This window comes from Pseudoalteromonas sp. SG45-3, from assembly GCF_014164075.1.
Taxonomy (GTDB): Bacteria; Pseudomonadota; Gammaproteobacteria; order Enterobacterales; family Alteromonadaceae; genus Pseudoalteromonas; species Pseudoalteromonas distincta.
The window spans coordinates 1-26,927 of the sequence record NZ_JACJEN010000026.1 but is presented as its reverse complement, the minus strand read 5'-3'; the positions used below and the strand labels follow the sequence as shown (position 1 = coordinate 26,927).

Annotated in this window: 23 protein-coding genes; 9 read left to right on the top strand and 14 right to left on the bottom strand. The window is 38.7% G+C overall.

Features of this window, described 5'->3' with window-relative positions; genetic code table 11:
• Positions 1-11 precede the first annotated feature (11 nt).
• Together H5126_RS19485 and H5126_RS19480 are read left to right on the top strand one after the other, a co-directional pair.
• Complete coding sequence (locus tag H5126_RS19485) at positions 12-416, top strand: hypothetical protein (protein WP_002958658.1); 405 nt, start codon at positions 12-14, stop codon at positions 414-416.
• Between the two features lie 138 nt (positions 417-554).
• Positions 555-1,319, top strand: a complete 765-nt coding sequence (locus H5126_RS19480; RefSeq protein WP_165724030.1) for a 2-keto-4-pentenoate hydratase — start codon at positions 555-557, stop codon at positions 1,317-1,319.
• Positions 1,320-1,327: 8 nt separating this feature from the next.
• Here the strand turns inward: H5126_RS19480 and H5126_RS19475 are convergent, their stop codons facing one another.
• Entirely contained in the window at positions 1,328-1,981 is a 654-nt protein-coding gene (locus H5126_RS19475) for a DUF6058 family natural product biosynthesis protein (protein WP_138490422.1), read from the bottom strand.
• A 171-nt stretch (positions 1,982-2,152) separates the two neighbouring features.
• Here H5126_RS19475 and dapA point away from each other — a divergent pair, with 171 nt between their 5' ends.
• The gene (dapA, locus tag H5126_RS19470) at positions 2,153-3,070 is read left to right on the top strand and encodes a 4-hydroxy-tetrahydrodipicolinate synthase (protein ID WP_154902881.1); all 918 of its coding nucleotides are present in this window, start codon (positions 2,153-2,155) and stop codon (positions 3,068-3,070) included.
• 129 nt (positions 3,071-3,199) lie between these two features.
• A complete protein-coding gene (locus H5126_RS19465; RefSeq protein WP_002958629.1) occupies positions 3,200-4,504 on the top strand; it encodes a DEAD/DEAH box helicase in 1,305 nt (434 codons plus the stop codon).
• 31 nt (positions 4,505-4,535) lie between these two features.
• Here H5126_RS19465 and H5126_RS19460 read toward each other — a convergent pair whose 3' ends face one another.
• The gene (locus H5126_RS19460; protein WP_182720905.1) at positions 4,536-6,035 is read right to left on the bottom strand and encodes an amidase family protein; all 1,500 of its coding nucleotides are present in this window, start codon (positions 6,033-6,035) and stop codon (positions 4,536-4,538) included.
• Between the two features lie 95 nt (positions 6,036-6,130).
• Complete coding sequence (locus H5126_RS19455) at positions 6,131-7,738, bottom strand: NAD(P)/FAD-dependent oxidoreductase (protein WP_182720906.1); 1,608 nt, start codon at positions 7,736-7,738, stop codon at positions 6,131-6,133.
• Positions 7,739-7,932: 194 nt separating this feature from the next.
• On the opposite strand from H5126_RS19455, the gene fdxA reads away from it, so the two are divergent.
• The 3 genes from fdxA to H5126_RS19440 all read left to right on the top strand — a co-directional run bounded on the left by fdxA (position 7,933) and on the right by H5126_RS19440 (position 12,959).
• Positions 7,933-8,256, top strand: a complete 324-nt coding sequence (gene fdxA, locus H5126_RS19450; RefSeq protein ID WP_002958626.1) for a ferredoxin FdxA — start codon at positions 7,933-7,935, stop codon at positions 8,254-8,256.
• 136 nt (positions 8,257-8,392) lie between these two features.
• Positions 8,393-10,636, top strand: coding sequence for a carbohydrate binding family 9 domain-containing protein (locus H5126_RS19445; RefSeq protein WP_182720907.1), 2,244 nt, complete (start codon positions 8,393-8,395; stop codon positions 10,634-10,636).
• A 568-nt stretch (positions 10,637-11,204) separates the two neighbouring features.
• On the top strand, positions 11,205-12,959 hold the full coding sequence (locus tag H5126_RS19440; protein WP_370626122.1) for a putative bifunctional diguanylate cyclase/phosphodiesterase: 1,755 nt from the start codon (positions 11,205-11,207) through the stop codon (positions 12,957-12,959).
• Positions 12,960-13,042: 83 nt separating this feature from the next.
• Here H5126_RS19440 and H5126_RS19435 read toward each other — a convergent pair whose 3' ends face one another.
• From H5126_RS19435 to H5126_RS19405, 7 genes are all read right to left on the bottom strand, one after another.
• Complete coding sequence (locus H5126_RS19435; protein WP_024603578.1) at positions 13,043-13,744, bottom strand: TorF family putative porin; 702 nt, start codon at positions 13,742-13,744, stop codon at positions 13,043-13,045.
• A gap of 9 nt (positions 13,745-13,753) precedes the next feature.
• Entirely contained in the window at positions 13,754-14,971 is a 1,218-nt protein-coding gene (locus H5126_RS19430) for a BCCT family transporter (protein WP_182720908.1), read from the bottom strand.
• A 158-nt stretch (positions 14,972-15,129) separates the two neighbouring features.
• Positions 15,130-16,797, bottom strand: coding sequence for a choline dehydrogenase (betA, locus tag H5126_RS19425; RefSeq protein WP_182720909.1), 1,668 nt, complete (start codon positions 16,795-16,797; stop codon positions 15,130-15,132).
• Between the two features lie 11 nt (positions 16,798-16,808).
• Positions 16,809-18,272 carry a betaine-aldehyde dehydrogenase gene (gene betB / locus H5126_RS19420; RefSeq protein ID WP_182720910.1) on the bottom strand — a complete coding sequence of 488 codons (1,464 nt, stop codon included), beginning with the start codon at positions 18,270-18,272 and terminating at the stop codon, positions 16,809-16,811.
• Position 18,273: 1 nt separating this feature from the next.
• A complete protein-coding gene (betI, locus tag H5126_RS19415) occupies positions 18,274-18,849 on the bottom strand; it encodes a transcriptional regulator BetI (protein ID WP_002958618.1) in 576 nt (191 codons plus the stop codon).
• Positions 18,850-19,258: 409 nt separating this feature from the next.
• Positions 19,259-19,564 (bottom strand): hypothetical protein, encoded by a 306-nt coding sequence (locus H5126_RS19410; RefSeq protein WP_002958617.1) that lies wholly within the window; start codon positions 19,562-19,564, stop codon positions 19,259-19,261.
• On the bottom strand, positions 19,564-19,821 hold the full coding sequence (locus H5126_RS19405) for a DUF3081 domain-containing protein (RefSeq protein WP_008169639.1): 258 nt from the start codon (positions 19,819-19,821) through the stop codon (positions 19,564-19,566). The genes H5126_RS19410 and H5126_RS19405 overlap by 1 nt, the downstream gene beginning before the upstream one ends.
• A 146-nt stretch (positions 19,822-19,967) precedes the next feature.
• Here H5126_RS19405 and H5126_RS19400 point away from each other — a divergent pair, with 146 nt between their 5' ends.
• Entirely contained in the window at positions 19,968-21,248 is a 1,281-nt protein-coding gene (locus tag H5126_RS19400) for a flavohemoglobin expression-modulating QEGLA motif protein (RefSeq protein ID WP_002958615.1), read from the top strand.
• A gap of 80 nt (positions 21,249-21,328) precedes the next feature.
• On the opposite strand, the gene H5126_RS19395 is transcribed toward H5126_RS19400, so the two are convergent.
• Genes H5126_RS19395 through H5126_RS19380 form a run of 4 tightly spaced genes read right to left on the bottom strand, consistent with a single transcriptional unit; the run spans position 21,329 to position 25,932 of the window.
• Positions 21,329-22,132, bottom strand: a complete 804-nt coding sequence (locus H5126_RS19395; protein ID WP_182720911.1) for a DUF1338 domain-containing protein — start codon at positions 22,130-22,132, stop codon at positions 21,329-21,331.
• Positions 22,133-22,167: 35 nt separating this feature from the next.
• A complete protein-coding gene (astD, locus tag H5126_RS19390; RefSeq protein ID WP_024595455.1) occupies positions 22,168-23,634 on the bottom strand; it encodes a succinylglutamate-semialdehyde dehydrogenase in 1,467 nt (488 codons plus the stop codon).
• 7 nt (positions 23,635-23,641) lie between these two features.
• On the bottom strand, positions 23,642-24,676 hold the full coding sequence (gene astA / locus H5126_RS19385; protein ID WP_024595454.1) for an arginine N-succinyltransferase: 1,035 nt from the start codon (positions 24,674-24,676) through the stop codon (positions 23,642-23,644).
• A gap of 50 nt (positions 24,677-24,726) precedes the next feature.
• Positions 24,727-25,932 (bottom strand): aspartate aminotransferase family protein, encoded by a 1,206-nt coding sequence (locus H5126_RS19380; protein WP_182712441.1) that lies wholly within the window; start codon positions 25,930-25,932, stop codon positions 24,727-24,729.
• 194 nt (positions 25,933-26,126) lie between these two features.
• Between H5126_RS19380 and H5126_RS19375 the strand changes: the two genes are divergently transcribed.
• Complete coding sequence (locus H5126_RS19375; RefSeq protein ID WP_002958609.1) at positions 26,127-26,555, top strand: Lrp/AsnC family transcriptional regulator; 429 nt, start codon at positions 26,127-26,129, stop codon at positions 26,553-26,555.
• Positions 26,556-26,927: the final 372 nt, after the last annotated feature.

Genomic DNA, 26,927 nt, shown 5'->3' with positions numbered 1-26,927 from the left:
AATAATTAATAATGAAAGGTGCTGGTGGAAGCTCTGGTGGTATTGGGCATTTTTTTATTGGTTTAATTATGATGTGCGGTGGCTTTTATATGCTGCTAAACGCAATTTCGGTGACCTCTAATTTTGGACTAAGTTCTCGCATTTATAGTGTTAATGCTTTAGGTGGCTTTGGCGTTACAGGCGGCATGGTTATGATCCCATTTATTTTTGGTGTGGGTCTGATTTTTTATAATTCTAAAAATATTTTAGGCTGGGTGCTATCTCTTGGCTCGTTAACCGCACTCATATTTGGTGTTATATCGAGTGTTCGATTTAGTATGCGAACTATGACGTCGTTTGATTTGATTGTTATTATAATTTTAGCGTTTGGTGGCTTAGGGCTATTTTTACGCTCTCTCAAATCTATTGATACTTAAATAATTGCCACGCTTTGTTTTCAATACAATTTTAATTATAGGCATTTAACATGATGTTCCAATGCCTAAGCTAATACATTAATAATGTAATCCTTCCTATTTACTGCTTAACCAGTAACGTATTTTAAAGAGATTTATGTGAACAACTCAATACAGCTAAAACTAATTGCTACTCACTTATTAGCACAAAGAGAAGAAAACCCAGCACGTTCAAACTTTCCTAAAGAGTTAGTACTAGACTCGACTGACGATGCGATAGAAGTACAAAAGTTGATGATTTATTTAAATGATCAAACTGTATATGGCTGGAAGTGTATGCTGCCTTTAGATGATGGCTCAATTATATTAGCGCCTCTTTTACATGCACCTATAAAACAAGCTGAAAATTGCCCACTGTATACAACAAATAACAAAGCGCTGATAGAACCAGAAATTGCATTTATTTTACAAAGCGATTTACCAAGTAATAAAACCTATACAAATGAAGACGTAGATACTGCATTTGCCAGCGCCCATTTAGCACTTGAGCTTATTCAAAAAAGGTTTGATGAAGGCACTCCAAGCACTCACATTGAAAAGCTGGCTGATGGCCTATCTAATCAAGGCGTGTATTTAGGCCCACAAATAGATAAAGCCAAAGCGTATAACGCAAATACTGTAAATATTAACGTTAAGCAAACTGAGCTGGAGTTAAACTTTGCAGGTGTGCATCCTGCAGAACTTGCGCAGCTTCCACTTTATTGGGCGGTTAATTACTTATCAGCAAAGGGAATTAATTTAAAAACTGGGCAAGTGTTTATAACAGGCTCTTATTGTGGTGTTGTTGAGCTTAATACAGATCAGTTAACCACGGTTAGTTACGAAGACTTAGGGTCTGTTAGCACTACGTTTTTATCAAAGTAAATTTAGCGTTACTTAATAGATAAATCATATTTTAAAATAAGCGCATCTATATAGCGGGTGCGTAATGTGTGTTGTTTTTCATGATCGGCGCCATGCCCTAGCGCTTTGTTTAAAAGCTTTATGGCGGGGTGTAATAGCGCTCTTTCTTCTTGGTTTAAACTCGCTTTACTGCGCAGTTCTGTAATGTCGTCAACTAATAGCCTGCCAATGTCTACCGAGACTATTTCGTCTATTAATCCATTTTGAGTAAGTACGCCATATTTACTGCATAAAAACTGTTGCCAAACTTGCTGTAAGTGCTCGTCTATTTCACAGCCAAATAGCTCTTCGCTAAACGTAAATCCTTGCTGAGCGAGTTTAGTTAGGCTTGCAGTATATTGCTGCGCAAAATAATTAAAAGCATGGCTTGATGATTCTATTTTTTGTTTTAAAAGACCTTGCCCCCAATTAACACAGCCGCGCGGATAATAGTCGTCATATTCTTCGCATTCATACAAACCCGAATATGAGCTGCAGCTAAGTTGACTTTTAATACAGTAACTTGGTTTGGGGAACACACTTCGCTCTTGCCAAGCTAAAAGTGTATCTGCATCTATGTTTAATGCTTGGCACAGTTCATCGGTGTTATAAAAATGAGTTGCTAAGTAGTCAGATAAACGCATAAAGCCTCTGGTATCGTTAAAAATAAAATACTGTTCATATATACAGTTATTCATTTTGTATTACCAAACTCAATAACACAAGCGATTTTATAATTAAATGTGCGCTTATACCTCCAAAAATACCGGCAAGTATGTTACAAATAGCGCAAGTTTTATAAATAATGAATTTTTATGCGCACCCTAGAGAAAATTAAACAAGCAAGCCTTATTACAGCTATTAAAACGCCATATTTAGCAAACGGTGAAATTGATCTCGCAAAGTACGATGAACTCGTTGAAATACAAATTGCAGCGGGCGTTGATGGCATTGTAGTCGGTGGCACAACAGGCGAAGGCCAGTTAATGAACTGGGAAGAGCATTTAATGCTTATAGCGCACAGTGCAAACAAATATGGTGACAAACTGATTATTGTTGGTAATACCGGTAGTAACAACACCCGTGAAGCGATTAAAGCAACTAAATATGGCTTTGCCAGCGGTATGGATGCAGCACTGCAAATTAACCCATATTACGGACGTACGTCAATCGCGGGTGTTAAAGAGCACTTTAAACGCGTACTTGATATTGGACCTGCCTTTATTTACAACGTAGCCGGTCGCACAGGTCAAGACCTAACACCTGATATTATTGAACCATTAGCACAGCACTCGAACCTAATTGGTATTAAAGAATGTGGCGGCAATGAGCGCATTGCACAGTATGAGCAGCAAGGCATTGCGTGTTGGTCGGGTAACGACGATGAAGCACATGATGCTCGTCATGTACACAAAGCTCACGGTGTTATTTCGGTTACTTCTAACCTTATTCCTGGGTTGTTTCGCCAATTAATGGATACTAAAAATGATGAGTTAAATACGTCATTACAACCATTAATGAGCTGGTTGTTCTGTGAGCCAAACCCTATTGCTATTAACACTGCGATGATGATGACAGGTGCAGTAAATCCAGTATTTAGATTACCGTATTTACCGCTTAGTGATGAGCAACAAAAAGTAGGTTTGCCATTAATAAATGAGCTTAACGAACGTGAAGTTGTCGGTGGTAAAGCACAGTTATTAAAACAAAATGAGGTATTAACGCTTTCTTGAGTTGATAATCAATATTTTAATGACTTAACAAACTAATTTTTAGCTTTTAATCCAGTTTAAAGCTAACTGTTGACTCGTTTTTGCTGTATAATTTGCGACCCTTGATAATGTGGCCGTAGGTTATACAGCATGAATTTTAAATCTTTTAGTTTCGCTCCTGAAATCATCCAGGCGTTGGACGAACTTAACTATCACACTCTTACGCCCATTCAGCGCGCAGCAATCCCTGCTGTTCGTAAAGGTAAAGACGTTTTAGCCAGTGCACAAACTGGTACCGGCAAAACTGCCGCGTTTGCTTTACCTATCATCCAAAAATTGGTTGAGTCTGAACTCAGCACAACGAATGCACCTCATGCGTTAGTACTTGCTCCAACGCGTGAACTTGCAGAACAAATTGCAAATAATTTTAGAGATTTTGCAAAGCATACATCACTTAAAGTCGTTAGTTTATTCGGTGGTGTTAGTACCGCCGGCCAAGCAAACGCTTTAAAAGAAGGTGTAGATATTGTTGTTGCAACACCAGGTCGTTTATTTGATCATATTCGCTTAGGTAACTTAAGCCTTGCAAGTGTTAAGCACCTTGTTCTTGATGAAGCCGACCGTATGCTTGATATGGGCTTTATTGAAGACATGCAAAACGTGATTAAAAGCTGTGCAGAAGAGCGCCAGATTTTACTTTTCTCTGCTACTTTCCCTGCAGCAATTAAACAATTTGCATCTAAAGTATTAAAACAAGCTGAAATAGTGCGTGTTGATCAAACTAACAGTACAGCAAGTACTGTTGAGCATGTTGTTTACCCTGTTGAAGAACGTCGTAAGCAAGAGCTACTTTCTGAATTGATTGGTAAGAAAAACTGGCAACAAGTGCTTGTATTTGTAAACATGAAAGAAACGGCTGATGAGCTTGTTAAAGAGCTTAACCTTGATGGTATTCCGGCAGGCGTTTGCCACGGTGACAAATCTCAAGGTAACCGTCGTCGTGCTTTACGTGAGTTTAAAGAAGGCAAAGTACGTGTATTAGTGGCTACAGAAGTGGCTGCTCGTGGTATTGATATTGATGGCTTACCTCGTGTAATTAATATTGATTTACCATGGCTTGCAGAAGATTACGTTCACCGTATTGGCCGTACAGGTCGTGCTGGTCGCCAAGGTCAAGCAATCTCATTTGTTAGCCGCGAAGAAGAAAACACTTTGTTTGAAATTGAAACGTTAATCGGTCAAAAAATCAAACGTGTATATTTAGAAGGTTACGAAGTAAGTAACCGTGAAGTACTAATTGATAAAATTGGTAAAAAACCAGCGCATTTACGCCGTACACGTTCTAACAAGTTATCAGGACAAGCAACCGGTGAAGCGAGAGCAGTAAATCGCTCACGTATTTCAAGCGTTCGTAAAAGCTTAAAAGGCGAAAAACTGTCACTTAAAAAGTCATAGTTAACGCCGTTTAGTTAAAAAAAACCTGAGTTTACTCAGGTTTTTTTGTGCCTGGTGATAACACCTCATCAATAATATTTGCGTATAAATAAGCCGCTTGCTCGCCCTCTTTATTTGCTATTATGGACAAACCAACCGGTAAACCACTTACTTTTCCGACAGGCAGAGTTATGTGCGTTGTGCCTGCAATAGCAGATAACGAACTACTACTACCATTAAAATTATCACCATTAACTAAGTCTGTCTTCCAGGCGGGTGATACTGTAGGCGCTATAACAATATCAAGCTTGTTGTTTTTATATACATTAACAATGGCTGTCGTTGCTAAAGTGCGATAGCGTTCTTTAGTCTCTTGGTATTTTTGTTTGTTAGTTAAATCAATAGCCTGAGATTGAACTAGGATGTCTTGCTCAAAGTGGGGCATTTCTGTATTTTTATTTTGAATATTAAAATTAATAAGTGCTTTTAGGCTTTTTACAGCCACTTGTGCTGGAGTGCTTGCGAGGTAGTGATTAATTTCGGCTTTGAAGTCGTAAAGTAAAATATAGTATTCATCAACAAATAGCGTATCTAAGTTGTCAGTAATATCTACATTAATAACAGTGTGCCCAGCCTGTTTTAATGCTTGTAACTGCTTGGCATAAAGGCGCTGCGTTTCAACTGTAAATTTGTCGCTAGGCAGTGCACCAATAATAAGTGACGATTTTGATTTTAGATTACCTGTATTTAATTTAAACCCTGTAGTTGTTGCATCAAGGGAGTCTTCACCTTGCAAAACTGATAAAACCAGCAATGCATCTTTAAGTGAATGCGCCATCGGCCCTACTGAGTCTTGACTACTAGAAAGAGGCACAACACCTGAGCGTGATACTTGGCCCATACTCGGTTTTATTGCATAAACTCCATTTACTGAGGCAGGGCACGTAATTGAACCGTCTGTTTCAGTCCCTAATGCTATGGGCGCAAAGTTAAGTGCTACTGCAACAGCAGAACCTGCGCTAGAACCACATGGGTTACGTGTTACATCGTGCGCATTATGTGTTTGTCCGCCTACGGCACTCCAGCCTGACGATGAATAGGATGAACGAAAATTTGCCCATTCACTTAAATTAGCTTTACCTAAAATTATAGCGCCCGCATTACGTAGTTGTTTAACAACAAAAGCATCATTATTAGTAACGTTATTTTTAAGTGCTAAAGAGCCAGCCGTTGTGGGAAGTGTGCCTTTTGTTTCTATATTATCTTTAAGAAGTACAGGTATTCCGTGTAATGGACCTGTCCAAGTGCCTTTGGCGGCAAGTTCATCTAACGTTTTAGCTTGAGCAATCGCTGTAGGCTCAATACTAATAACTGCATTGTATTGTGGGTTAAGTTTATTAATTCGGTCTATATAATTTTGGGTGAGTTGCTGTGCATTAATAGAATTATTTTTATATGCACTGTGGATTTCATCGATGGTTTTTAGCTCTTGTGCTTTAGCGTTAAAAATTGCTAATACACTAAGCAACGAAAAGGTAAATGTTTTGATCATTGTTGAGGTGCTTGAGTTGTTATTATTTTCTATACATTTAGCACAAAAAAACCTCACAAAGTGAGGCTTTTCGATAAACAGCTTAAAAAAGAGGTTTAAGCGCTTTCTAACATAGACAGTGCGACTGCTTCAGCTGCTTTAATACCATCAATACCCGCTGATAAAATACCGCCAGCGTAACCTGCGCCTTCACCAGCAGGGTAAAGCCCTTTGGTGTTAATACTTTGGAATGTTTTATCACGCTTAATACTAATAGGCGACGAAGTACGTGTTTCCACACCGGTTAATAAACCGTCGTTAGTTGAAAAGCCACGAATTTGTTTATTAAACGCTGGTATCGCTTCGCGAAGGGCATCAATTGCAAATTGTGGTAACACTTTACTCAAGTCAGTTAACTTAATACCAGGTGTGTAAGAGGGTTGTACTTCACCTAAGTCTGCAGATGATTTACCTTTTAAGAAATCTCCAATTAACTGTGCTGGTGCATCGTAGTTGCTACCACCAAGCTCATACGCTTGCTCTTCAAGTTTGCGTTGTAAGTCTATTCCGGCAAGTGGATTACCAGGGAAATCTTGCTCTGGTGATATACCTACCACAATAGCGCTGTTAGCGTTGCGCTCACTTCGTGAATATTGACTCATACCATTGGTAACAACACGGCCTTCTTCAGAGGTTGCCGCGACTACTGTGCCACCTGGGCACATACAAAAGCTGTAAACCGTGCGGCCATTGTCGCAGTGATGAACAAGTTTATAATCGGCAGAGCCTAAAATTGGGTTTCCTGCATTTGTGCCAAAACGACATTCATCGATCATTGATTGTTTATGTTCGATTCTAAAACCGACTGAGAATGGCTTTGCTTCAACATAAATCCCTTTTTTATGGATCATATCAAACGTGTCACGTGCGCTATGGCCAACGGCTAATACAACATGTCGAGTGTTTAGTTGCTCGCCATTTGAAAGCGTTAAACCTGTTACTTGCCCGTCGTCTAAATGAATATCGTCAACACGTGTGCTAAAGCGAATTTCGCCGCCAAGCTCTATTATACGAGCGCGCATTTTTTCAATCATGGTGACAAGTTTAAACGTACCAATGTGTGGCTTACTTACGTATAAAATTTCATCGGGTGCGCCTGCTTCTACAAATTCAGTAATGACTTTTCGGCCATAATGCTTTGGATCTTTTACTTGGCTGTATAACTTACCGTCTGAGAAAGTACCTGCGCCACCTTCACCAAATTGTACATTTGATTCTGTATTAAGTGTGCGTTTACGCCAAAAGCCAAACGTGTCTTTTGTACGTTCACGTACTTCTTTACCGCGCTCTAATATAATGGGTTTAAAGCCCATTTGAGCAAGTAATAAGCCCGCAAATAAACCACAAGGACCAAAACCAATCACGACAGGGCGCTCTTTGATATTATTGTTAGCTTGGGCTACAAATTTATAACTTGTGTCTGGTGCTACTTTTACATGTTGGTCTTTTTCAAATGCTGCGAGTAGCTCGGCTTCGTTATCAACTTCTATATCGAGTGTATAAATAAGTAAAATAGCTGATTTTTTACGTGCATCATAACCACGTTTAAACACATTAAAACTGTGCAATTGTTCAGGTAGGATTTTTAGTTTATTTACAATTGCTTGACCAATTGCGTCTTCGTCATGATCAAGTGGCAGCTTAATTTCGGTTAAACGTATCATTTATATCTCTTTTAGGTGTCATAGCGGGGTATTATTACCGCTCACAATAAGGGGATGCAGGACACAACGAGTGTGCAAACATTAGGCGCGCATTTTACGTTAAAATAGCCTGATATGGCACTTATTTATTGTATTTTTGGGGTGGATGGGTATGATCCACAACTGTTGTTCAAAATCTTAGGTATTAAAATAGTATGGCGTTTGTTGTCACCGAAAATTGTATAAAATGTAAGTACACTGATTGCGTATCAGTGTGCCCAGCAGATGCATTTTTTGAAGGCCCTAATTTTTTAGCAATTAGCCCGATTGATTGTATTGATTGTGGCTTATGTGTCCCTGAGTGTTCAGCTGATGCGATATACCAAGAAGATGAGCTACCAGAGTCTCAAAAAGAGTTTACTGAATTAAATGCTGAACTTGCACTGGTCTGGCCGCGCATTACAGAGGTTAAACCTGCACCAGAGGACGCTGATGTATGGAATGGCATAGACGATAAGCTTAAACTACTCGAAACATAATACATAACAATTAGTTACTCCTTTATCATTAAATAGTTAATTTTTCATTTCAAAGTATTAACAAATGTACCTGGATAAATTACAATCCTCAGCTTAAGTTGCTCCTTATGAGTAATTACAGTCTAAATGGATGTTTATGCAGTACTTTATAACTATAATAAAAAAGTTTACCTTCCTATTTTTAAGTTTTGCTTTATTACTTTCAAGCCTTGATGTAGCGGCTAAAAAACAGCAAGTATCCTTGTCCCGTATTGATTTAAATATCACCGTTGATGGTGTTATGGATGAGGCGCACTGGCAAAATGCAACACGTATATCTTTACTCTACCAAGATGAGCCTAACGAAAAAGGCACTCCTCCTGTAAAAACTGATGCCTTTATTTACGAAGATGGCACTAACTTATATGTTGCCTATGTTGCACAAGACCCAGACCCTACGCAAATTCGTGCATCACTTCGTGACCGGGATACGCTATGGGAAGACGACGTCGTTATTCTTGTTATTGATACATTTAATGATGAACGCAGTGGTTATGAATTCCATGTGAACCCGCTGGGTGCGCAAGGCGATATACGAATGACCGACACCGATGGCTGGAGCTCTGATACCTCATGGAATGCTATTTGGGATAGCGCAGGACAAATTAACGACAAAGGTTATGTTGTTGAAATGCGTATTCCTTTTAAAGCATTGCGTTTTCCTGAAAATAAAAATGAGCTAACGTGGGGTTTTTCTGTAATGAGAAACTATCAACGTGATGTGCTATATCAGCTATCAAATATGGGGTTTGATAGAAATGTGAAATGCAGCCTTTGCCAGTTTGATAAGTTAGTTGGCTTTAGTGACATTGAATCAAGTAAAAATATCCAATTAACACCTACATTAACCACACTGCGTAACGATAATAAATCTGCGTTGCCAGGTGATTGGGATAAGGGTGATATAGATACTGAAGTGGGCTTAGATTTACGCTGGGGTTTAACAAAAGATGCTGTTTTAAACGCGACAATTAATCCTGATTTTTCGCAAGTAGAAACTGACTCTTTAGAGCTTGATGTAAATACAACCTTCTCAATTTATTACGCTGAAAAACGTCCTTTCTTTTTAGATGGTGCTTCTTACTTTAAAAGTAGCTTATTTGAGCTTTTATACACACGTACAATTGCAGAGCCTACTTTAGGTGCAAAGCTGACGGGTAAAACGGGTGATCATAGTTATGCGCTAATGCTAGCTGATGACGACAATAGTAATATTTTACTGCCAACGAATCAGGGCTCTGGCTTCGCAAGCTTAAACGAAAAAACGAATGCAGCCGCAGGGCGTTATCAATATGACTTAGGTCAGCAAGGTACTATTGGTATTTCAAGCACGCACAGAGAAAGTGATGACTATCACAACACTGTATTATCAGTGGATGGTACCTACTGGTTTAATCAATCGGATACTCTTTTGTATCAAGTGTCATCTGCTGATACTCGTAACTCTGAATTTTTAATTCAAAACTATAACTTATCTGAAACTCAATCAGATGAAGCTTATGCTCTAGAACTTACCCGCGATAAACGTGATTACAAATTATTTGCATCTTATGAAAATATTGGGCAGGACTACCGCACTGATTTAGGTTATCAAGCTAAAGTCGATTATGAAAAAGTAGGCTTTGGTGGCGGACAAACATGGTACAGAGATGAGTCTGATTTACTTACCTCGTGGTCATACGAAGCTGACTGGGATAAAACGTGGGCACAAAATGGCGACTTACTTGAAGAAGAATACGAAGGCTTTTTGAGTTTTAAAGGTCAAAAACAATCTATTTTTGAAATTGGTTTAGTACACCGTTATGAAAATTATAATGACAATTTTTATAATCAAAATATTGGTTACATTTATACGGGCTTTAAACCCACTAAAGATTTAAAGTTATCATTATATGTTGAATACGCTAGCCGCATTGATTATGCAAATGAGCAATTAGGCGATGCGTTTGACACCCAAACCCAAATGGTGTGGGACATTAACGACCATTGGCAGCTCGATGTAAAACATAACTACAGCCAATTAGATAACCCACAAGGGGAGCGTGTATTTACAGCTAACTTAGTTGATTTTAGGCTCCATTATAAATTTAGTATGCGTTCAATCCTTAAGCTTATTTTGCAATTTGAAGATATTGATAGAGACGAAAATGCCTACTTTTATCAAGTTAGCCAAATTAACAAAGACTACGGTAGTCAGCTTGTTTACTCATATAAAATTAATGCGCAAACACTGTTTTATTTGGGTTACTCAGATAGAGGTTACCAAGACGATTCTCTTAAAAATATTGAGCGAGATCAACGTACCTTATTTACAAAAGTTAGCTATGCATGGCAGCTTTAAATATTAATAATAATTTTATTAGCGATAATTCCTACTAGTTTGAGTAGCAATGCATAATGCGCAAGAATAATTTTTAAATGATGTACGACAGCGGAGCAAATGCGATTAAAGTTGAGTAAATATAAGTACTTAAAGCTGTAGTGGTGAGGCATAGATTAATGCGGCAGAAAAAACGACAAAGTTTATATACCGCATGTATTAAATTTTAAACAATTGAAACGTTTTTGTTTATTTTTATTAATCCCATCTATACTATATGTAGATATAGTTAGTTAATCCATTATCGTTACAATTTTTTGTTATTCTAATGGCTTAGGATTATATCAATGCTTGCGTAGTACTAAATGCAAGCGATATAATCCGCTTTTGGTAATAGGTTTGATAGGAGAAGCAAAATAGATGGATTTTTTTTATGAATAAACTTAAGCCGCTCGGTTTTATTTTCTTAATCATAGTTCTATTTTGTTTCTGCATAAACATAGAGTTAACTAATCAGATCAACCGTATAAATCTATTTCAGACTAATATTGATATACGAAGTTTCGAGATCACGAATACCTCCCTTGATATGGCTCCTTGGTATAATCCCATTTTAAATGGCCATTATATAATTGAGCAGCCAACAGCTGATTTTTTACTTATTAAAACCACTGATACCCAATTTGTAGCCGCTGATTCTAATAAGTTAATCATGATGACGCTCTCATCACCCATGAACTTTTTATTTTTATGTATATTGATATTTGGCTCAGGTATCTATTTACGTAGAGAACGTAGAAAACGTCATTATAAAAATCAAATAGCGGAGCTCAATCGCCAAGCCAACAGCTTACTTACTGCATTTAATTTACAAGTTAAACCGGCAGAGAACCCATTAGGTGTAAGCAGCTTAAGCCAATCTATAAATAGCTTAAATTCACACGTAGTTAATTATGTAAAACAAACTCAAACAAGTATTTGTCAAGACAAACTGACGCTGTTAATTGACCGCCATGCATATATTGAACACATAGACAGACAAATAAATCATGCTAATCAGGAAGATCTCAAATGTGCGCTTCTATTTATCGACTTGGATGGCTTTAAACAAGTAAATGATTCGTTTGGCCACAGTTTTGGTGATGAAATATTAGTTCAAGTGGCCAGTCGACTTGCAAATGTTTTACGTCACCATAAGTTAAGTAATATTAATAGCGCTAATCAATTAGAGCAAAACTTATCAAGATTAGGTGGAGATGAATTCTCCATATTTATAGAACTACTTGATGATAGCGACAGAGTTGTTGACATTGCGAAGCACGTGTTAAGTGAGCTTGAAAAAGACTTTGTGCTTGGCAATAAAATAGTAAAAATTAGTGCCAGTATTGGTATTGCTGCTTACCCAGAAAGCGCGTCAACCCCACAAGCACTTTTACAACTAGCTGATGTTGCTATGTACAGAGCTAAGAGTGATGGTAAGGGAATATTTAAAGTTTACTCGCCAGAAATGGGTAACAAAATGCGCCGTTATCATTATTTACTCGAAGAATTGCGTTTAGCGCTCGCGTGTAAAGATTTTTACTTATCTTTTCAGCCAATTGTACATGTTGAAGATTGTATGATTGATTATTTTGAAGCGCTTACACGCTGGGACCACCCAGTTGAAGGTATGATCCCACCTTCAGAATTTATTCCAATAGCAGAAGAGTCGAATTTAATATTAGAGCTTGGCGATTGGATTATGCTTGAATCGTGTCGGCAAATGGCTGCATGGCATAATGCAGGTATGCGCAAAGTAAAAATATCTGTTAACGTTTCGGGCATTCAGTTAAAGCACCGTGATATTTATGATTGGATAATGAAGAAGCTAAAAAAAACCGGCTTACCGGCGACGTCTTTAATGCTAGAAATTACCGAATCAACATTTATTCAAGCCAGCCCTAGAATAATTAAAGAGCTAAGTAGATTAAGAGAAGAAGGCATCACTATTGCAATTGATGACTTTGGTACAGGTTTTAGCTCGTTAAGTACATTAGCGGATTTACCAATTGATGTTATTAAAATTGATCGCTCGTTCATAGCTCAAGCCAATAAAAGCCAAAAGTATAACGATATATTAAATACAATTAGTGAGCTTGGACAAAAGCTGGGCCTTAAAATTGTAGCTGAAGGCGTTGAAGAAATAGGGCAGTTTGAGCTTGTTAAAAAAATGGGTGTGAGTTCAGTTCAGGGGTATTTAGTGAGCCGTCCTGAGTCATCAGTTAATGTAGGCAATAAAGTATTACGTAATAACACCAGCAATCTTTCTGCATCGGGTACAAGTGCGTGGGATATTGTTAGCTAGCTAGTTAGTTAGTTAGTTATTTTACAAATAAAAATGCCACTCTAAATAGAGTGGCATTTTTTGTTTAATCAGTAATTAATGTATTAAAGATCAAATGTGCGTGAAACAGCAAGTACAATACGCTCATCAGCATAATCGTAATCTAAGCTAGTGTTTTCAGCAGCCACTTCAATACCAAAACCTTCGTAGCTTGTTTGATAAGCTAGGCGGTAGTGCTTGTACGATTTTTTCTGGTTTGTATCCCAAGCCCACTTTTCACCATCAAGTGAGTTTGAAATATCAAAACTTGCACGTAGTGCGTGATTTGGAGCTAGTTCATAAGTGTGAGCAACCATTGAAATTACATGACCCGCACCTGTTCCAAAGTAATCCCAGCTATACCAAAAGTTAAGCTCAGTTTGGCCGTATTCACTTGCATAACCAAACTTAGTGTAAGCTTCAGCGTAGTTACCGTCACTGTTATTACCTTGATAAGTGTAATAAGCGATACCGTAATCAACGCTGAATTGCTCATCAAGTTGTACATATTTACCTAAGTAAGCATCAAGCTCAAAATCAGTGTCGTCACCAAAATCTACGTTTGAGGCCCAAACACCAGCGTAAACACCACTATCAAAGGCATAATCTAAGCTGCCTTGAATTGCAGGGTCGCTATCGGTCTGTGTTACACCATTAAAAGTGTAGTCAGACGCTGCAGTGATTGTTGTTGACCAATCAGCTGCTGCAGTTGTTGATAAAAGTGCAAATGGTAGTGCTACTACAAGTTGTTTTAGTTTGTTATTCATTATTAATCCCTAGTGTACTGTGTCTATTTTTGTGTAATCAATTGCGTTTGCTTTTGGTGAGCTATCTATATTCGTTACTGTTTTAAATTTACTGTAACCAATAAAGGCTGCACAGATAAAGAACAAGCCGATAACTAATGCGCCTACCCACTGAATTTGTAAAAATTCTAATTTAAACAATAGTGTAAGTAATGATAGAGCAACAACATTTCCGATTATGTATTTCATTTTGCCAAAACGCTTTACGGTAAAGTTTAGGTTATCTGTATATAAACGCACTAACGAATCAAGTGAGTTAATTACAAATACAATACCTACAAATACCATAGCGAAGTTTTTAATACCTTGAGTTGGGATGCCCGCTTCATGGTAGTGATAAAGTACGCTAAACCAAATCGCAATAGGAATAGAAGGGAAAATCAACATTGCAGCTAATACTTGGTATGTTTTAAGTCCACCAACAAAGCGTGATGTAAATTGACCAATCATTATGCTCCACGCAAACCACCAGAATAAGTAAAACTCATGGTAATCATTAAGCGGTAAAACAAATTCATTAATGTTTGCAAAGTAAGTACCAATAGAACCTAAGTTATCTGTAAATGCTGACATTTGACCATCACCTATCACAAATGCGCCAGTCCACATAAAGGCGATTAAAGCTAAGAATAACCACGTAGTAGAAATACTTAAAATACGTACATATTTAATATCAGTACTTGAGTACACAGCAAAACAGATAGCAGCAAACACAATTAAGTAAAACTCAGAAACTATACTTGTTCCATCACCTAATTCGGGTAAATACCACGGTAGGTTTGTAAGCAGCAAATAAGCGGTAAATGCACATGTACCAATAATTACAACGTTATTGATAAATCTAACCCAAGGAATTTCGAAAAATTTCACTTTAGGTTCTATTACACAGAAATAAAAGCACGTAAGAAAGTAAAATCCCCAGATCAAAAATCCCCAGTAGCCAAACTCAATAGCCAGTGGATTTGCAAACGCGTATTCTGGGCTTGCTTTTATGTCTGCATAACCTGCAAACTCAGTTAAAGGAAACATAATAAGGCCAACATCTAGGCCAGAAGTAAATAGTATTGCTATAAAGGTAAAGGTTCGAACTGGTGTTACACCTACTACGCGAACATTACCCCATTTAATTAAAATAGTGATAATAGCAAGTAAGGTAAAAATGATGCCTGCATTAAGCCAAATAGTCATTGTTACCCTCCAGTAATGAATAAAAATAATTCATAAGCACTCCGTATTTTATTGTTTTATTCTCGCATTAACACAACGTAACCTATTTACATCGTGTGCCACTGCAAGGCACGCATTGGTTTAGCCCGACGAGACTAAACCTAAGCATGTGGCTAAAGTTAGATCTCCGTACTACGTTGTGTTTCTTGCCAGTTTGTTGTTATGGCAACATTCACATCCGATTTCTGTAATGGTTCTTTACCTAAAATTATGTCAGCTGCTTTTTCGGCAACCATAATAGTAGGCGCATTCAAGTTTCCGTTAGGAACTGTTGGGAATATAGATGAGTCAACAACACGTAGTCCTTCAATACCATGTACTTGCGTATTTGAATTAACAACGGCCATATCATCTTCACCCATTTTGCATGAGCAAGAAGGGTGGTAGGCACTTTCTACGGCTTGGCGTACAAAGGCATCTATTTCTTCATCTGTTTGAATATGTTTACCTGGTTGAATTTCTTCATCGCGGTATTCATCAAAGGCACTTTGTTCGATTATGTCGCGTGTTAAGCGAACGCACGCTCTAAAGCCTTCAATATCGTCTTGGTGTTCAAGGTAATTAAATAAAATGGTTGGTGGTTGCTCAGGATTTGCAGAAGCAATAGTCACACTACCACGGCTTTTTGGTTTGTTATGACCAACATGTACTTGAAAACCATGACCTGCAAATGCGCTTCGACCGTCGTAACGCATAGCCGCTGGTAAAAAGTGATACTGAATATCTGGCCATTCAACACCTGGTTTTGAGCGAATAAACGCACACGATTCAAAATGATTCGTTGCACCTAAACCCGAACGCGTTAATAACCAGCGCGCGCCAATCAAACCTTTTGAAACAATGCCTAGCTTGCCGTTAAGCGTGATAGGTTGCTTACACTTGTATTGAAAGTAAAACTCAAGATGATCTTGTAAGTTTTGACCAACACCAGGTAGATGATGCTGTACTTCAACGCCTGCTTTTTCAAGCGCTTGTGTGTCACCAATACCAGAGAGTTGTAAAATATGTGGAGAGCCGATTGGGCCTGCACTTAATACAACGTCTTTTGCAGCATATGCAGTTTTAACGTCGCCATTTACTTTGTATTCGATGCCTGTGGCTTTTTTACCATCTAAAATCACGCGTTGTGCTAGTGCACCTGTAATAATCGTTAAATTACTACGCGATTTAACAGGGTCTAAATACTCACGCGAAGCAGAGCTGCGCACGCCGTCTTTTACGGTCATGTGCATTGGGCCAAAACCCTCTTGCTGCGACGCGTTATAATCATCTGTAGAAGCGTAACCGGCTTGTACGCCTGCTTTGATAAAGGTGCGGTAAAGCGGGTTTTTCATTTCGTTGCCGTTATTAACGCCAAGCGGGCCTTTGCCACCACGGTAAGTATTTTCACCAAGGTAAAAGCTTTCTGCCTTTTGAAAATACGGTAAACACGATTGGTAATCCCAGCCGTTTGCACCGTGTTGCTGCCATTCGTCAAAATCTTTTGCGTGGCCACGTACGTATACCATGCCATTAATAGATGACGAACCACCTAATACTTTACCGCGAGGACAATGCATCTCACGGTTATCTAAATGAGGCTCAGGCTGCGTATGAAACTGCCATGCGTATTTGTCACTATTCATAGGAATAGATAACGCGGTTGGCATTTTTATAAAAATACTTTTATCGCTACCGCCAGTTTCAAGTAGTAACACGCGGTTACTTGAATCTTCAGATAAACGGTTGGCTAAAACACAACCCGCCGAACCCGCGCCAACAATAATATAGTCGTAATGATTACTCATAGTAGGGCGCCTTAAAATGGGCTTTCTATGTCGGCCATACCAACATAAATAGACTTAGTTTGCGTGTATTGATCAAGCGTTTGTATACCATTTTCACGGCCAATACCCGATTGCTTATAACCGCCAACTGGCATTTCAGCCGGTGAGTTACCGTATGCATTAATCCAACAAATACCGGCTTGTAACTTATGAATTACGCGGTGAGCACGTTTAATATCACTCGTAAATACGCCAGCAGCTAAGCCTAGGTGTGTACCGTTAGCGCGTGCAATCACATCGTCTTCGTCGTCAAAAACAAGCACGCTCATTACTGGGCCAAATATCTCTTCTTTAACGATAGTCATGTCGTCATTACAATCAATAAACACAGTCGGTGCTACAAAATAGCCATTAGGTGCAGATTCTGGTGAAAGCGTTGTACCACCAGTTAAAAGCGTTGCACCTTCTTCTATGCCTTTATTAACGTAGCTCATTACTAGTTCTTGATGCTTTTTAGAAATAAGTGCTCCAAAGTTTGTATTTAAATCTTGTGGGTCGCCAGCAATAATGTTTTTCTCAGTGCGCGCTTTAAGCTCATCAATAAACTGCTGATATACATTTTTATGAACGTAAATACGTGTACAGTTAGTACAAATTTCGCCTTGCGTATAAAAGTTACCTAACATAGCAGCGCTAACCGCTTGCTCTATGTTGGCATCATCAAATACTAATAGTGGAGATTTACCACCAAGTTCCATCGTGACATCTTTTAACGTACCGGCAGCACTTGCCACTACTTTTTTACCTGTGCCTACTTCACCCGTAAACGATACTTTATCAATATCGCTATGCTGCGTTAGCCACTGGCCTACATCGCCTGCGCCTTGAACAACATTAAACACACCTGCAGGTACACCAGCTTCAACAAATACTTCTGCAAGTTTAATAGCGCCAAGTGGTGTTTCTTCAGATGGTTTAAATATAAATGCATTACCAGCAGCAAGGGCAGGGCCCGACTTCCAACATGCAATTTGTAGTGGGTAGTTCCATGCACCTATACCCGCACAGATACCTAATGGCTCTTTACGTGTGTAGTAAAAGTCATCACCAACCATTTGTTGTTGGCCTACTTGTGCTGGCGCAAGGCCTGCAAAGTATTCAATTACATCAGCGCCGGTTTCAATATCAACACAATTAGCTTCTTGCATTGGTTTGCCGGTGTCGAGTACTTCTACAAGTGCTAGCTCATCATTGCGCTCGCGTAAAATAGCCACTGCTTTTAATAAAATACGACTACGTTCAATAGGTGTCATTGCTGACCACTGTGCAAAACCTTGCTTTGCACTGGCAATGGCTGCGTTTTGAATAAATTCGTCGGCAATTTCTACTGCGTAAATAACCTCACCCGTTGCTGGGTTTGTTACATCAAATGTTTTGCCGCTCTGGTTTGCAAGAAAATGGCCGTTAATAAAATTTTGATAGACAGGTGTAGTCACGCTAGGCTCCATATTGCTTGATAAGTGAAAGTACATAGCTCTTTGCTAACTTTTCACTGTGTTTAAACTGATTATTGTCTGATTTACTCAGTACTGCTCTTAACCATAGGCCATCGATCATTGCGGCGCTAAGTTCTGCAGCTTGATTTGCTTGCTCAATAGGCATTAATTGCTTAAAAGAAAATGCTAAATTACTTTGCAAGCGTTTACTGTTTACGTTTTGTAGTCTGTGTAATTCTTCATCATGCATCGATTGCGCCCAAAAACTTAACCACGTTCGGGTTGTATCATTACGCTGTTGTACAAGCGCAAAGTTGGCTTCGATAATAAACATTAAACGCTCAATGGCAGTGGTTTGATGATTTACTTTACTTATTAAGCCTTGCTTTAAGCTTGTTAGTAAGTATCTAACCGTGGCTTCAATTAACCCCTGCTTACCATTAAAATAGTGACTAATGATGCCTGACGACAAACCTGCATTTTTACTAATGCTGTTTATAGTTGTGCCTTGTAGTCCCTTAGTAGCAACTGACTCTATAGTTGCGTCAATTAGCTGCTGACGTCTGACAGGTTCCATTCCGACTTTAGGCATAATTTTTATTAATTGAACGTTCAATAAACATAAGCTTAAGGTAATAGCTCTAACAATTCAAGGCTGAAGTAAATACCTAGATGCCAAAATGTAGATTAATCATTAATAAAAGAGCAATTAATAGGACAAAGAAGATGTGGTTTTTATTTGTTTAATTTTATTTAAAACAGTAGCTTGAGAATTTAATTTTTAAATTTAATAATAGTAATGATTTGTTTACAGCAATAAATGAATAAAATGTCAAAAAACCATTAGAACAATAATAGTTAGAGTACTAATAGTATTATTTTGATACAAAAGAACACTAAACCTGCAATTGCTTAGTGCTCTAATAAATTTATATGGAGAGTAAACTTTGTGGTTTTATCGCTTTAAAGCGCTTGGTATTGAAAGGTTAGGCATTATTAATAACGCCTTTAAAAAGTAGGGGGTAACGTCTTAGTCTATTGCCAATGTAGTCATCAGCTAAAATTTGCTGGCAAATGAAATCAATATCTTTGCTTGCTTCAAATACCCAATCAAAGCGCTCTATAGCCAGTAAAAAACCACGCTTTAAATGAGTTTGAGAACGGTACTGTTCTAGGTTGTCTTGAATAATAGAGACTTTACTTGGATTAGCTTTAAGCTCTTCTACTACTTGATTAATAAAAGTAGTATTGAGCTTACTGGTCGGGCGGTGTCTTAGTTTTCGTGGGTGCATTAGCTCTCGTTTGCAATGTTATATAATTTTTTCAAAAAGTCGTCTTTATGCTTTTCATGCTCGTAGTCAAGGTGGTAAGTATTATGAAAACCAAAGCGCAGTTCTACGCCGCTACCTTGTAGATATACGGTGTAACCGTCTACGTCTGAATATGCAGTAACTCCCTGATAATGTTTGCCTTCATCAGTCATTTCACCTTTTTGAATTATGCGTTCATATACGGCTAAAATCTGTTTATTGTCGAGTTCGTTTTTCATGTTTTATACCTTTTATTAAAAAGCTAATACGATATAGATATGAGGGTCGATCATCTTAAAAACAATAGCTAAAAAAATGTGATATTGCTTTGTAATTTGGCCTTTTTAAATTATGCTCAAAATTCATTTATTGTTGAGCTTACACCATGATAGACAAGGCGTTACTACTAAAAACTCGTGAGTTATCGGATCAATTAATTGCATTGCAAACGCCTATTAGGATACTCGATGCTATTAATTGGGATAAACAAACTAAAGAGGAGTTTTTTAGACAAAAATGTCAAAAAAATCCACTGATCGATCGTGCATACTATCAACAGCGCGATCTTGGTTTTGTACCTAGCGAGTTACGCCAAGCGTTTTCTACTTTGCACCGTAACATTATTAACCAATTGGGGCAGTTAAATCCCATAGCTCAATACATGGGAAAAATGTGCACAGAGTATAAAACAGTATTAAGTATGCTTGAGTATCGTGGCACACCAGAGTTTCATGACTTATCGGTGGAGTTATTTGGTCACCCTAAAGATTTATTTCATGCCGGTGAGCCCTCACTTTCTGAGCTAGCTAATATGCTAGATAAACCGCTGCAAAATTTACTTATAGCCGACATACTGCCTGACGACCCTAAAAATATTGATGCTGTTGATGCAGTGCGTATTCTGTCTGAGCAAGTAACTGCTAGTATGGCAGGCATAAACGTTGAGGTAATGCTTAGCGATGGTATTGTTAGTGATGCAGCCGCAGGTGCTAATAATATAAAGCTTAATCAAGATGTTAAGTTTTCTCAGCGCGAACTTGATATTTTAGAAGTTCACGAAGGGTGGATACACGTCGGTACCACTCAAAATGGTTTAGCTCAGCCTTATTTAACGTGTTTGAGTAAAGGCACGCCAAGCTCCACTATTACCCAAGAAGGCTTAGCGGTCCTTACCGAAATTATTACTTTAAAATCAACTCCAAGGCGTTTATCTAAATTAGTGAATCGTATTCAAGCCGTTACAAAGGTAATAGATGGCGCCGAGTTTGTAGACATTTACCGTGACTACGTAGCGCAAGGTTTATCAAAAGATGACAGCTACACACTTGCGCAGCGTGTATTTAGAGGCAGTACGCCAACAGGTTTGCCTTTTACAAAAGATATTGCTTACATTAAAGGCTTTGTACTGGTTTATAACTTAATACGCGTTGCAATACAGCTTGGTCGAATAGATAGACTTCCTTTATTACTGGTAGGTAAAATATCGATAGATGATTTTAGATTAATATCGCAGCTTCATGATTTAGGTGTAATAGAGAGTCCACAATTTGTACCACCACACTTTAAAGATTTACGCGGTTTGGCAACTTGGTTGAGCTTCGGTCGTTTTATTGGCGACTTGTCGTTTGAAAAGTTAGAAAACGATTATAAACCGCTATTTTTATAATTAATCAATATAACTTATCGACACATCGACATAAAAAAAGCCCATAACGGGCTTTTTAAAATAAGGTACTTTAGGTTTTGCTATCGAGCGTTCGTGCTTTCAAATATTTTGTCAGCTGAGGCTGCAACAAAACCAGTATAAAGCTCGCCGTCTGCTTTAGGGTAACGAATAGCAAACTCATAAAAGCAGCTAGGAATGCTCATATCACCGTCACTAAAGGTAACTGAGTATTCATCAGCAAGTGTTGACGATTGCTCTAGTAACACCTCTGGTGAGCCTTTAACTTCACCGCCTGACGTATTAAGCGAAAAGCCGGCGTCTTTTAGGGCTTGGTTAACATCATGAATGTTATCAAACTTAGCAAGCGTATTAATATTTACGGTAAAGTGATTGGTACGGTAACCCCACGCCGACATCCACGCTGCATATTCGCTTTCAGCTAGCAGTTGTTTGTAAGTATCGGTGCTTACTTGCCAATGCGTGCCTGAATATAAAAAGTTGTCTGCTGTAACTGCACTTTCGTCAATTTGACTTACCATATCTGTCACGATGGCTTGTAACTCTGGCGAGCATTTTTCTACTAATAGTTCAGAGATAAATACTTTTGGCTGATTAGGATCGCTATGCTCATAGTGTTTTGCGTAAAGTTTTTTAGCTTCAAAGTGGTACTCACCACATTCTTTGTAACCAATTGCTAAAAAGTGAGCGGCGAGCTTTTCAAGACCCACTTTTTCTATATTAAATGTACGCAGCGCAATATGATCGTTAATGATGTCATCTTTTTGCGTTGACCCTAAAAGGTCATGAATTTTATCTGCCGATGGAGTTACGTTTAAATAGTTTTCCCAAAGGTTCTCAAATAATGTGTTTACATCAGTATTCATGTTAAGTCCTTAAATCTAAAATTTGGTTTTATTGCTTATTCAATTACTAAGCCCGGCGCTAGGGTTTGCGGTAAGCTCACTTTGTCTGACTCCACAGATGCGACAGGGTATGCGCAATAATCGGCGGCATAGTATGCACTTGCTCTGTGATTACCACTGGCGCCAATACCGCCAAATGGAGCTGCACTGGAGGCACCTGTAATGGGGCGGTTCCAGTTAACAATACCGGCACGAATGCGCTTTAAAAAGTGAGTGTAGTCATCTTCACTGTCGCTAAGTAAACCTGCAGATAAACCAAAGCTTGTGTTGTTGGCTTCAATAATTGCGCTGTCAAAGTCGGTATAACGATACACTTTAATTAGCGGTCCAAAATGCTCTTCATCTGGCATGTCGGTAATGTTTGTTACATCAATAATGCCCGGGCTTACAAAACCTGTGCCTGGTTTTAATTGCTTAAGTTCAACAAGGATTTGTGCACCTTTTGAGACTAATTCACTTTGCGCGGCAACCATACCCAGTGCTGCTTTTTCGCTTATCATTGCACCCATAAAAGGCTGCTCTGTAGCAAAGCTGTCGTCTACAACTATGTTTTTAGTTGCGCTTATTAGCTTTTCTAAAATAGCATCGCCGTTGGCTGATTTTCCAATAAATAAGCGACGTGCACACGTACAACGTTGACCTGAGGTAATAAAGCCTGATTGAATAATATCGTGTACAGCGGCGCTTATATCGCTCACATCTTTTACAATAAGAGGATTATTGCCGCCCATTTCAAGCGCTAAAATTTTGCCAGGGTGTCCTGCAAACTGTTTATGTAATAAGTGGCCTGTGTTTGAGCTACCGGTAAAAAACAAGCCATCTATATCTTTATGAGAAGCAAGCGCTTTACCAGTTTCAATTTCACCTTGCACAAGGTTAATAACACCCGCTGGCAAACCTGCTTTTAACCAAAGTGAGAGGGTAAATTCTGCAACGTGTGGAGTCAATTCTGATGGCTTAAATACAACAGTATTACCGGCTAAAATTGCAGGAACAATATGCCCGTTTGGCAAATGCCCCGGAAAGTTATATGGGCCAAAAATAGCCACAACGCCATGCGGTTTGTGTCTAATAAACGCTTTAGCACCGGGCATTGGGTTTTCGGTTGTACCTGTACGCTCATGGTACGCTTTTACAGATATAGCTACTTTACCTGTCATTGCGCCCACTTCGGTGCGGGTTTCCCATAATGGCTTACCCGTTTCGCGTGCAATAATAGTAGCAAATTCTTCGCTGTGTTCTTTTAATTGTGCTGCGAAGTTTTCTAAAATGGCGATACGCTCTTTAAGTGGTTTGTCTGCCCATTGTAATTGCGCGGCTCTAGCTGCTTTTATAGCTGAATTTACTTGATCAGTGTTTGCGCCATTACCTTGCCATACCACATCGCCATTACTTGGATTGATTGACTCAAATGCTGGACCAAGTCCCACATGCCACTGATTATTAATTAGGTGTGTATTCATAAATTATTTACAGGCGGAAAAATCGCGCTGCATCTCCTTGGCTTAAATTAAGTGCCTTAGCCACATCTTGGCTAATGACGAGGGTATGTTTTGCATGATTGTAGTGTGCGTCTTTGGTAAATGTCGCTCTAAAGCCACTTACGCCTTGATTACATACGGCCAGCGTATCAGAGCTATTTTGTGATATGTGATCAAGCTCGCCAATCGTAACAGGGCAAACTTGAGAGTCGCGAATGCTGCGAATATTACCAAGCTTTGCTTCAACTGTTGGGCCTGCATCAAATAAGTCAACGTAGCCTCTGTGCTCAAAACCTTCCTTTTCTAATAGTTTTAGCGCAGGTTTTGTTTTTTCATGCACATGCCCAATCACTGCTTGGGCTTTTTTACTAAGCAAGTTCACATAAATAGGGTACTTAGGCATTAACTCGCTAATAAACACCTTATCGCCTAAGCCAACTAAGTGATCCGCTTGTGGAAATTCGATACTAAAAAAGTGCTCTTGTAGCCATTGCCAAAAAGGAGAATGACCGTCTTCGTCGCTAACACCGCGCATTTCTGCGATTACAGTATCGGCAAAACGCTCGCTGTGCTGAGCCATAAACAAAAAGCGTGAACGAGATAAAAATCGACCCGTTAGGCCTTTACGGCTATTTTCGCGCAAAAATAATGTACATATTTCTGAGCAACCAGTGTAGTCGTTACACATGCTTAAAATATCAACGGTGTTATATACATTTAAAGTAGGCGAGTGGTGTACTGTTTTACCCAAATGATAATGATATAAAGGCACCGATAAACCTACCGCGGCTTCTATAGCGGTTGTGCCAATAACGTCACCTGTTTCACTGTCTTCTAAAACAAATAAATAGCTTTCATCAAGTGGCTGGTTAATGTTTTTGGCAAAGCTTTTTTCAGCACGTTCAATTTTTTCTTTAAGCTGTGTATCGTCCACAGGTAAAGAGGTAAACCCATGACCGGATTCAATCGCTATTTGTTTAAGCGCGTCAAAATCATTGGCAGTAATAGGACGTAATACTTGCATTTATTGCTTGCTCCAATAGCACGCCATTAGGCGTGCTAATTTAAACTATATTAACCGTTTACTACGTCGCTAACGGCTTTTTCAAAGCGCGCTAAGCCTTCTTTAATATCTTCAAACGGAATAATTAAAGACGGTGTAAAACGAATTACATTCATACCCGCTACAAGATTCATCAAACCATTATTAGCACTGGCTATTAAAAAGTCGCGTGCGCGGCCTTCAAATTTGTCATTTAGTACTGCGCCAATTAATAAGCCTTTACCACGTACTTCGCTAAATACGTTATATTTTTCGTTAATTGCGTTTAATCCGTCACGGAATAATTGCTCGCGCTCTTTAACACCGTTTAGTACGTCTGGTGTATTTACTGTATCAAATGCCGCTTCGGCCACAGCACAAGCAAGTGCGTTTCCGCCATAAGTAGAACCGTGAGTACCAATTTTTAAATGCTCAGCAATAGGTGTACGAGTGATCATAGCGCCAATAGGAAAACCACCACCCAATGCTTTTGCCGTTGTTAAAATGTCAGGAACAACCCCTAAACCTTCATAGGCGTATAAATCGCCTGTGCGACCAACACCCGTTTGTACTTCATCAAAAATAAGTAACGCGTTATGTTTAGTACAAAGTTCGCGTACTTTTTTAGCAAATTCATCTGTTGGTGAAATAATACCGCCTTCACCTTGTAATGGTTCCATCATAACAGCACATGTTTTATCGCTGATCAGCGCTTCAAATGCCGCTATATCGTTAAAATCACAATGTACTATGTCAGCAGGTTTTGGACCAAAGCCATCTGAATAAGCCGCTTGCCCGCCCACAGTTACTGTAAAGAATGTGCGACCATGGAAACCTTTATTAAATGCAATAATTTGCGTTTTTTCAGCGCCATATACGTCCAATGCATAACGACGCGCTAGCTTGAGGGCTGCTTCGTTTGCTTCTGCACCTGAGTTTGCAAAGTAAACTTTATCAGCAAATGTTGCTTCAACCATTTTTTGAGCTAAACGAAGTGCTGGCTCATTGGTCATAACATTTGATAAATGCCAAATTTTTTCGCCTTGCTCTTTTAATGCTTTAACTAATGCAGGATGACAGTGACCCAAACAGTTAACGGCAATACCACCGGCAAAATCAATGAACTCATTGTTATTTTGATCCCAAACGCGTGAACCTTCACCACGAACTGGGATAATTGCTGATGGGTTATAGTTTGGTACCATTACGTCGTTAAATAAGTCTCTTGTTACTTGCATTTTTACACCTAAATTTAATGGGCTTAGATAAAAGATTAGTTGCTAACTCAAAGAAGAATATAGCCTTTATTCTTCAGCAAACACGTTATTATTTCTTATAGAGGTCATTATCGAAGGTTAGCTGTTAAAATTGCAGTGCTATTTTGTGAAAAATGATTAAAATAAAAGTCAAAATAACGAAGAAAATAACCATTATGATAACTCCACAAGATGAAAAGCTACTTTCTGTACTAAAAACAAATGCAAGAGCGAGTATTTCTGATCTTGCGCGAATGCTTGACTTGTCTCGTTCAACAGTACAGAGCCGAATGCTCAAATTAGAAGAAACCGGTGTGATTAAAGGTTACAGCGTTGATTACGGTGACGACTACCTTAGTAAAATGGTATCAGCTCATGTGTCTATAAAAGTAAGACAAAAATTAACAACTAAAACAAACATTGAGCTTAAGCAAATTGATGCTATTTCACAGCTCTATGCCATAAGTGGTGAGTTTGATTTAATTGCAGTGGTCCAAGCTCAAAATTTAGAACAGCTTAGTCATTTGTTGGACGATATAGGAAATCTTGATGGGGTGGAGCGAACAACATCTTCTGTAATTTTAGAAACTAAATTTAAGCGCTAGGGTTGGGTAGTTCCTTTGTTTTTAGTCGTTAAGTGAACACTCGGTATACTTTAGGTCAATAATAAAAAGGCTAGGGTCTGTTGAACCTTCAAGGTTAAATTAACAGCCCCCAAAAGATTCTTCCTAGGCGCTATTTTCTCTTGGTTGCCTACATAGATGCAGGGTAGGGGGCGTGAGCAGGGCGCGGAAGCTTTGCTCGGTTTTTATTTATTCTTACATGGATGTAAGCAATTAGAATAACGCAGGAGTGAATCGCCCCGAGTTCATCGGAGACCAGTTTGTTTAAGTCAGGCCACTTTACCTGACTCGTTTAAATTATCATAGTAGTCTGTTTCATATTGAGCTGGTGAAATATACCCAATTGAAGATAAT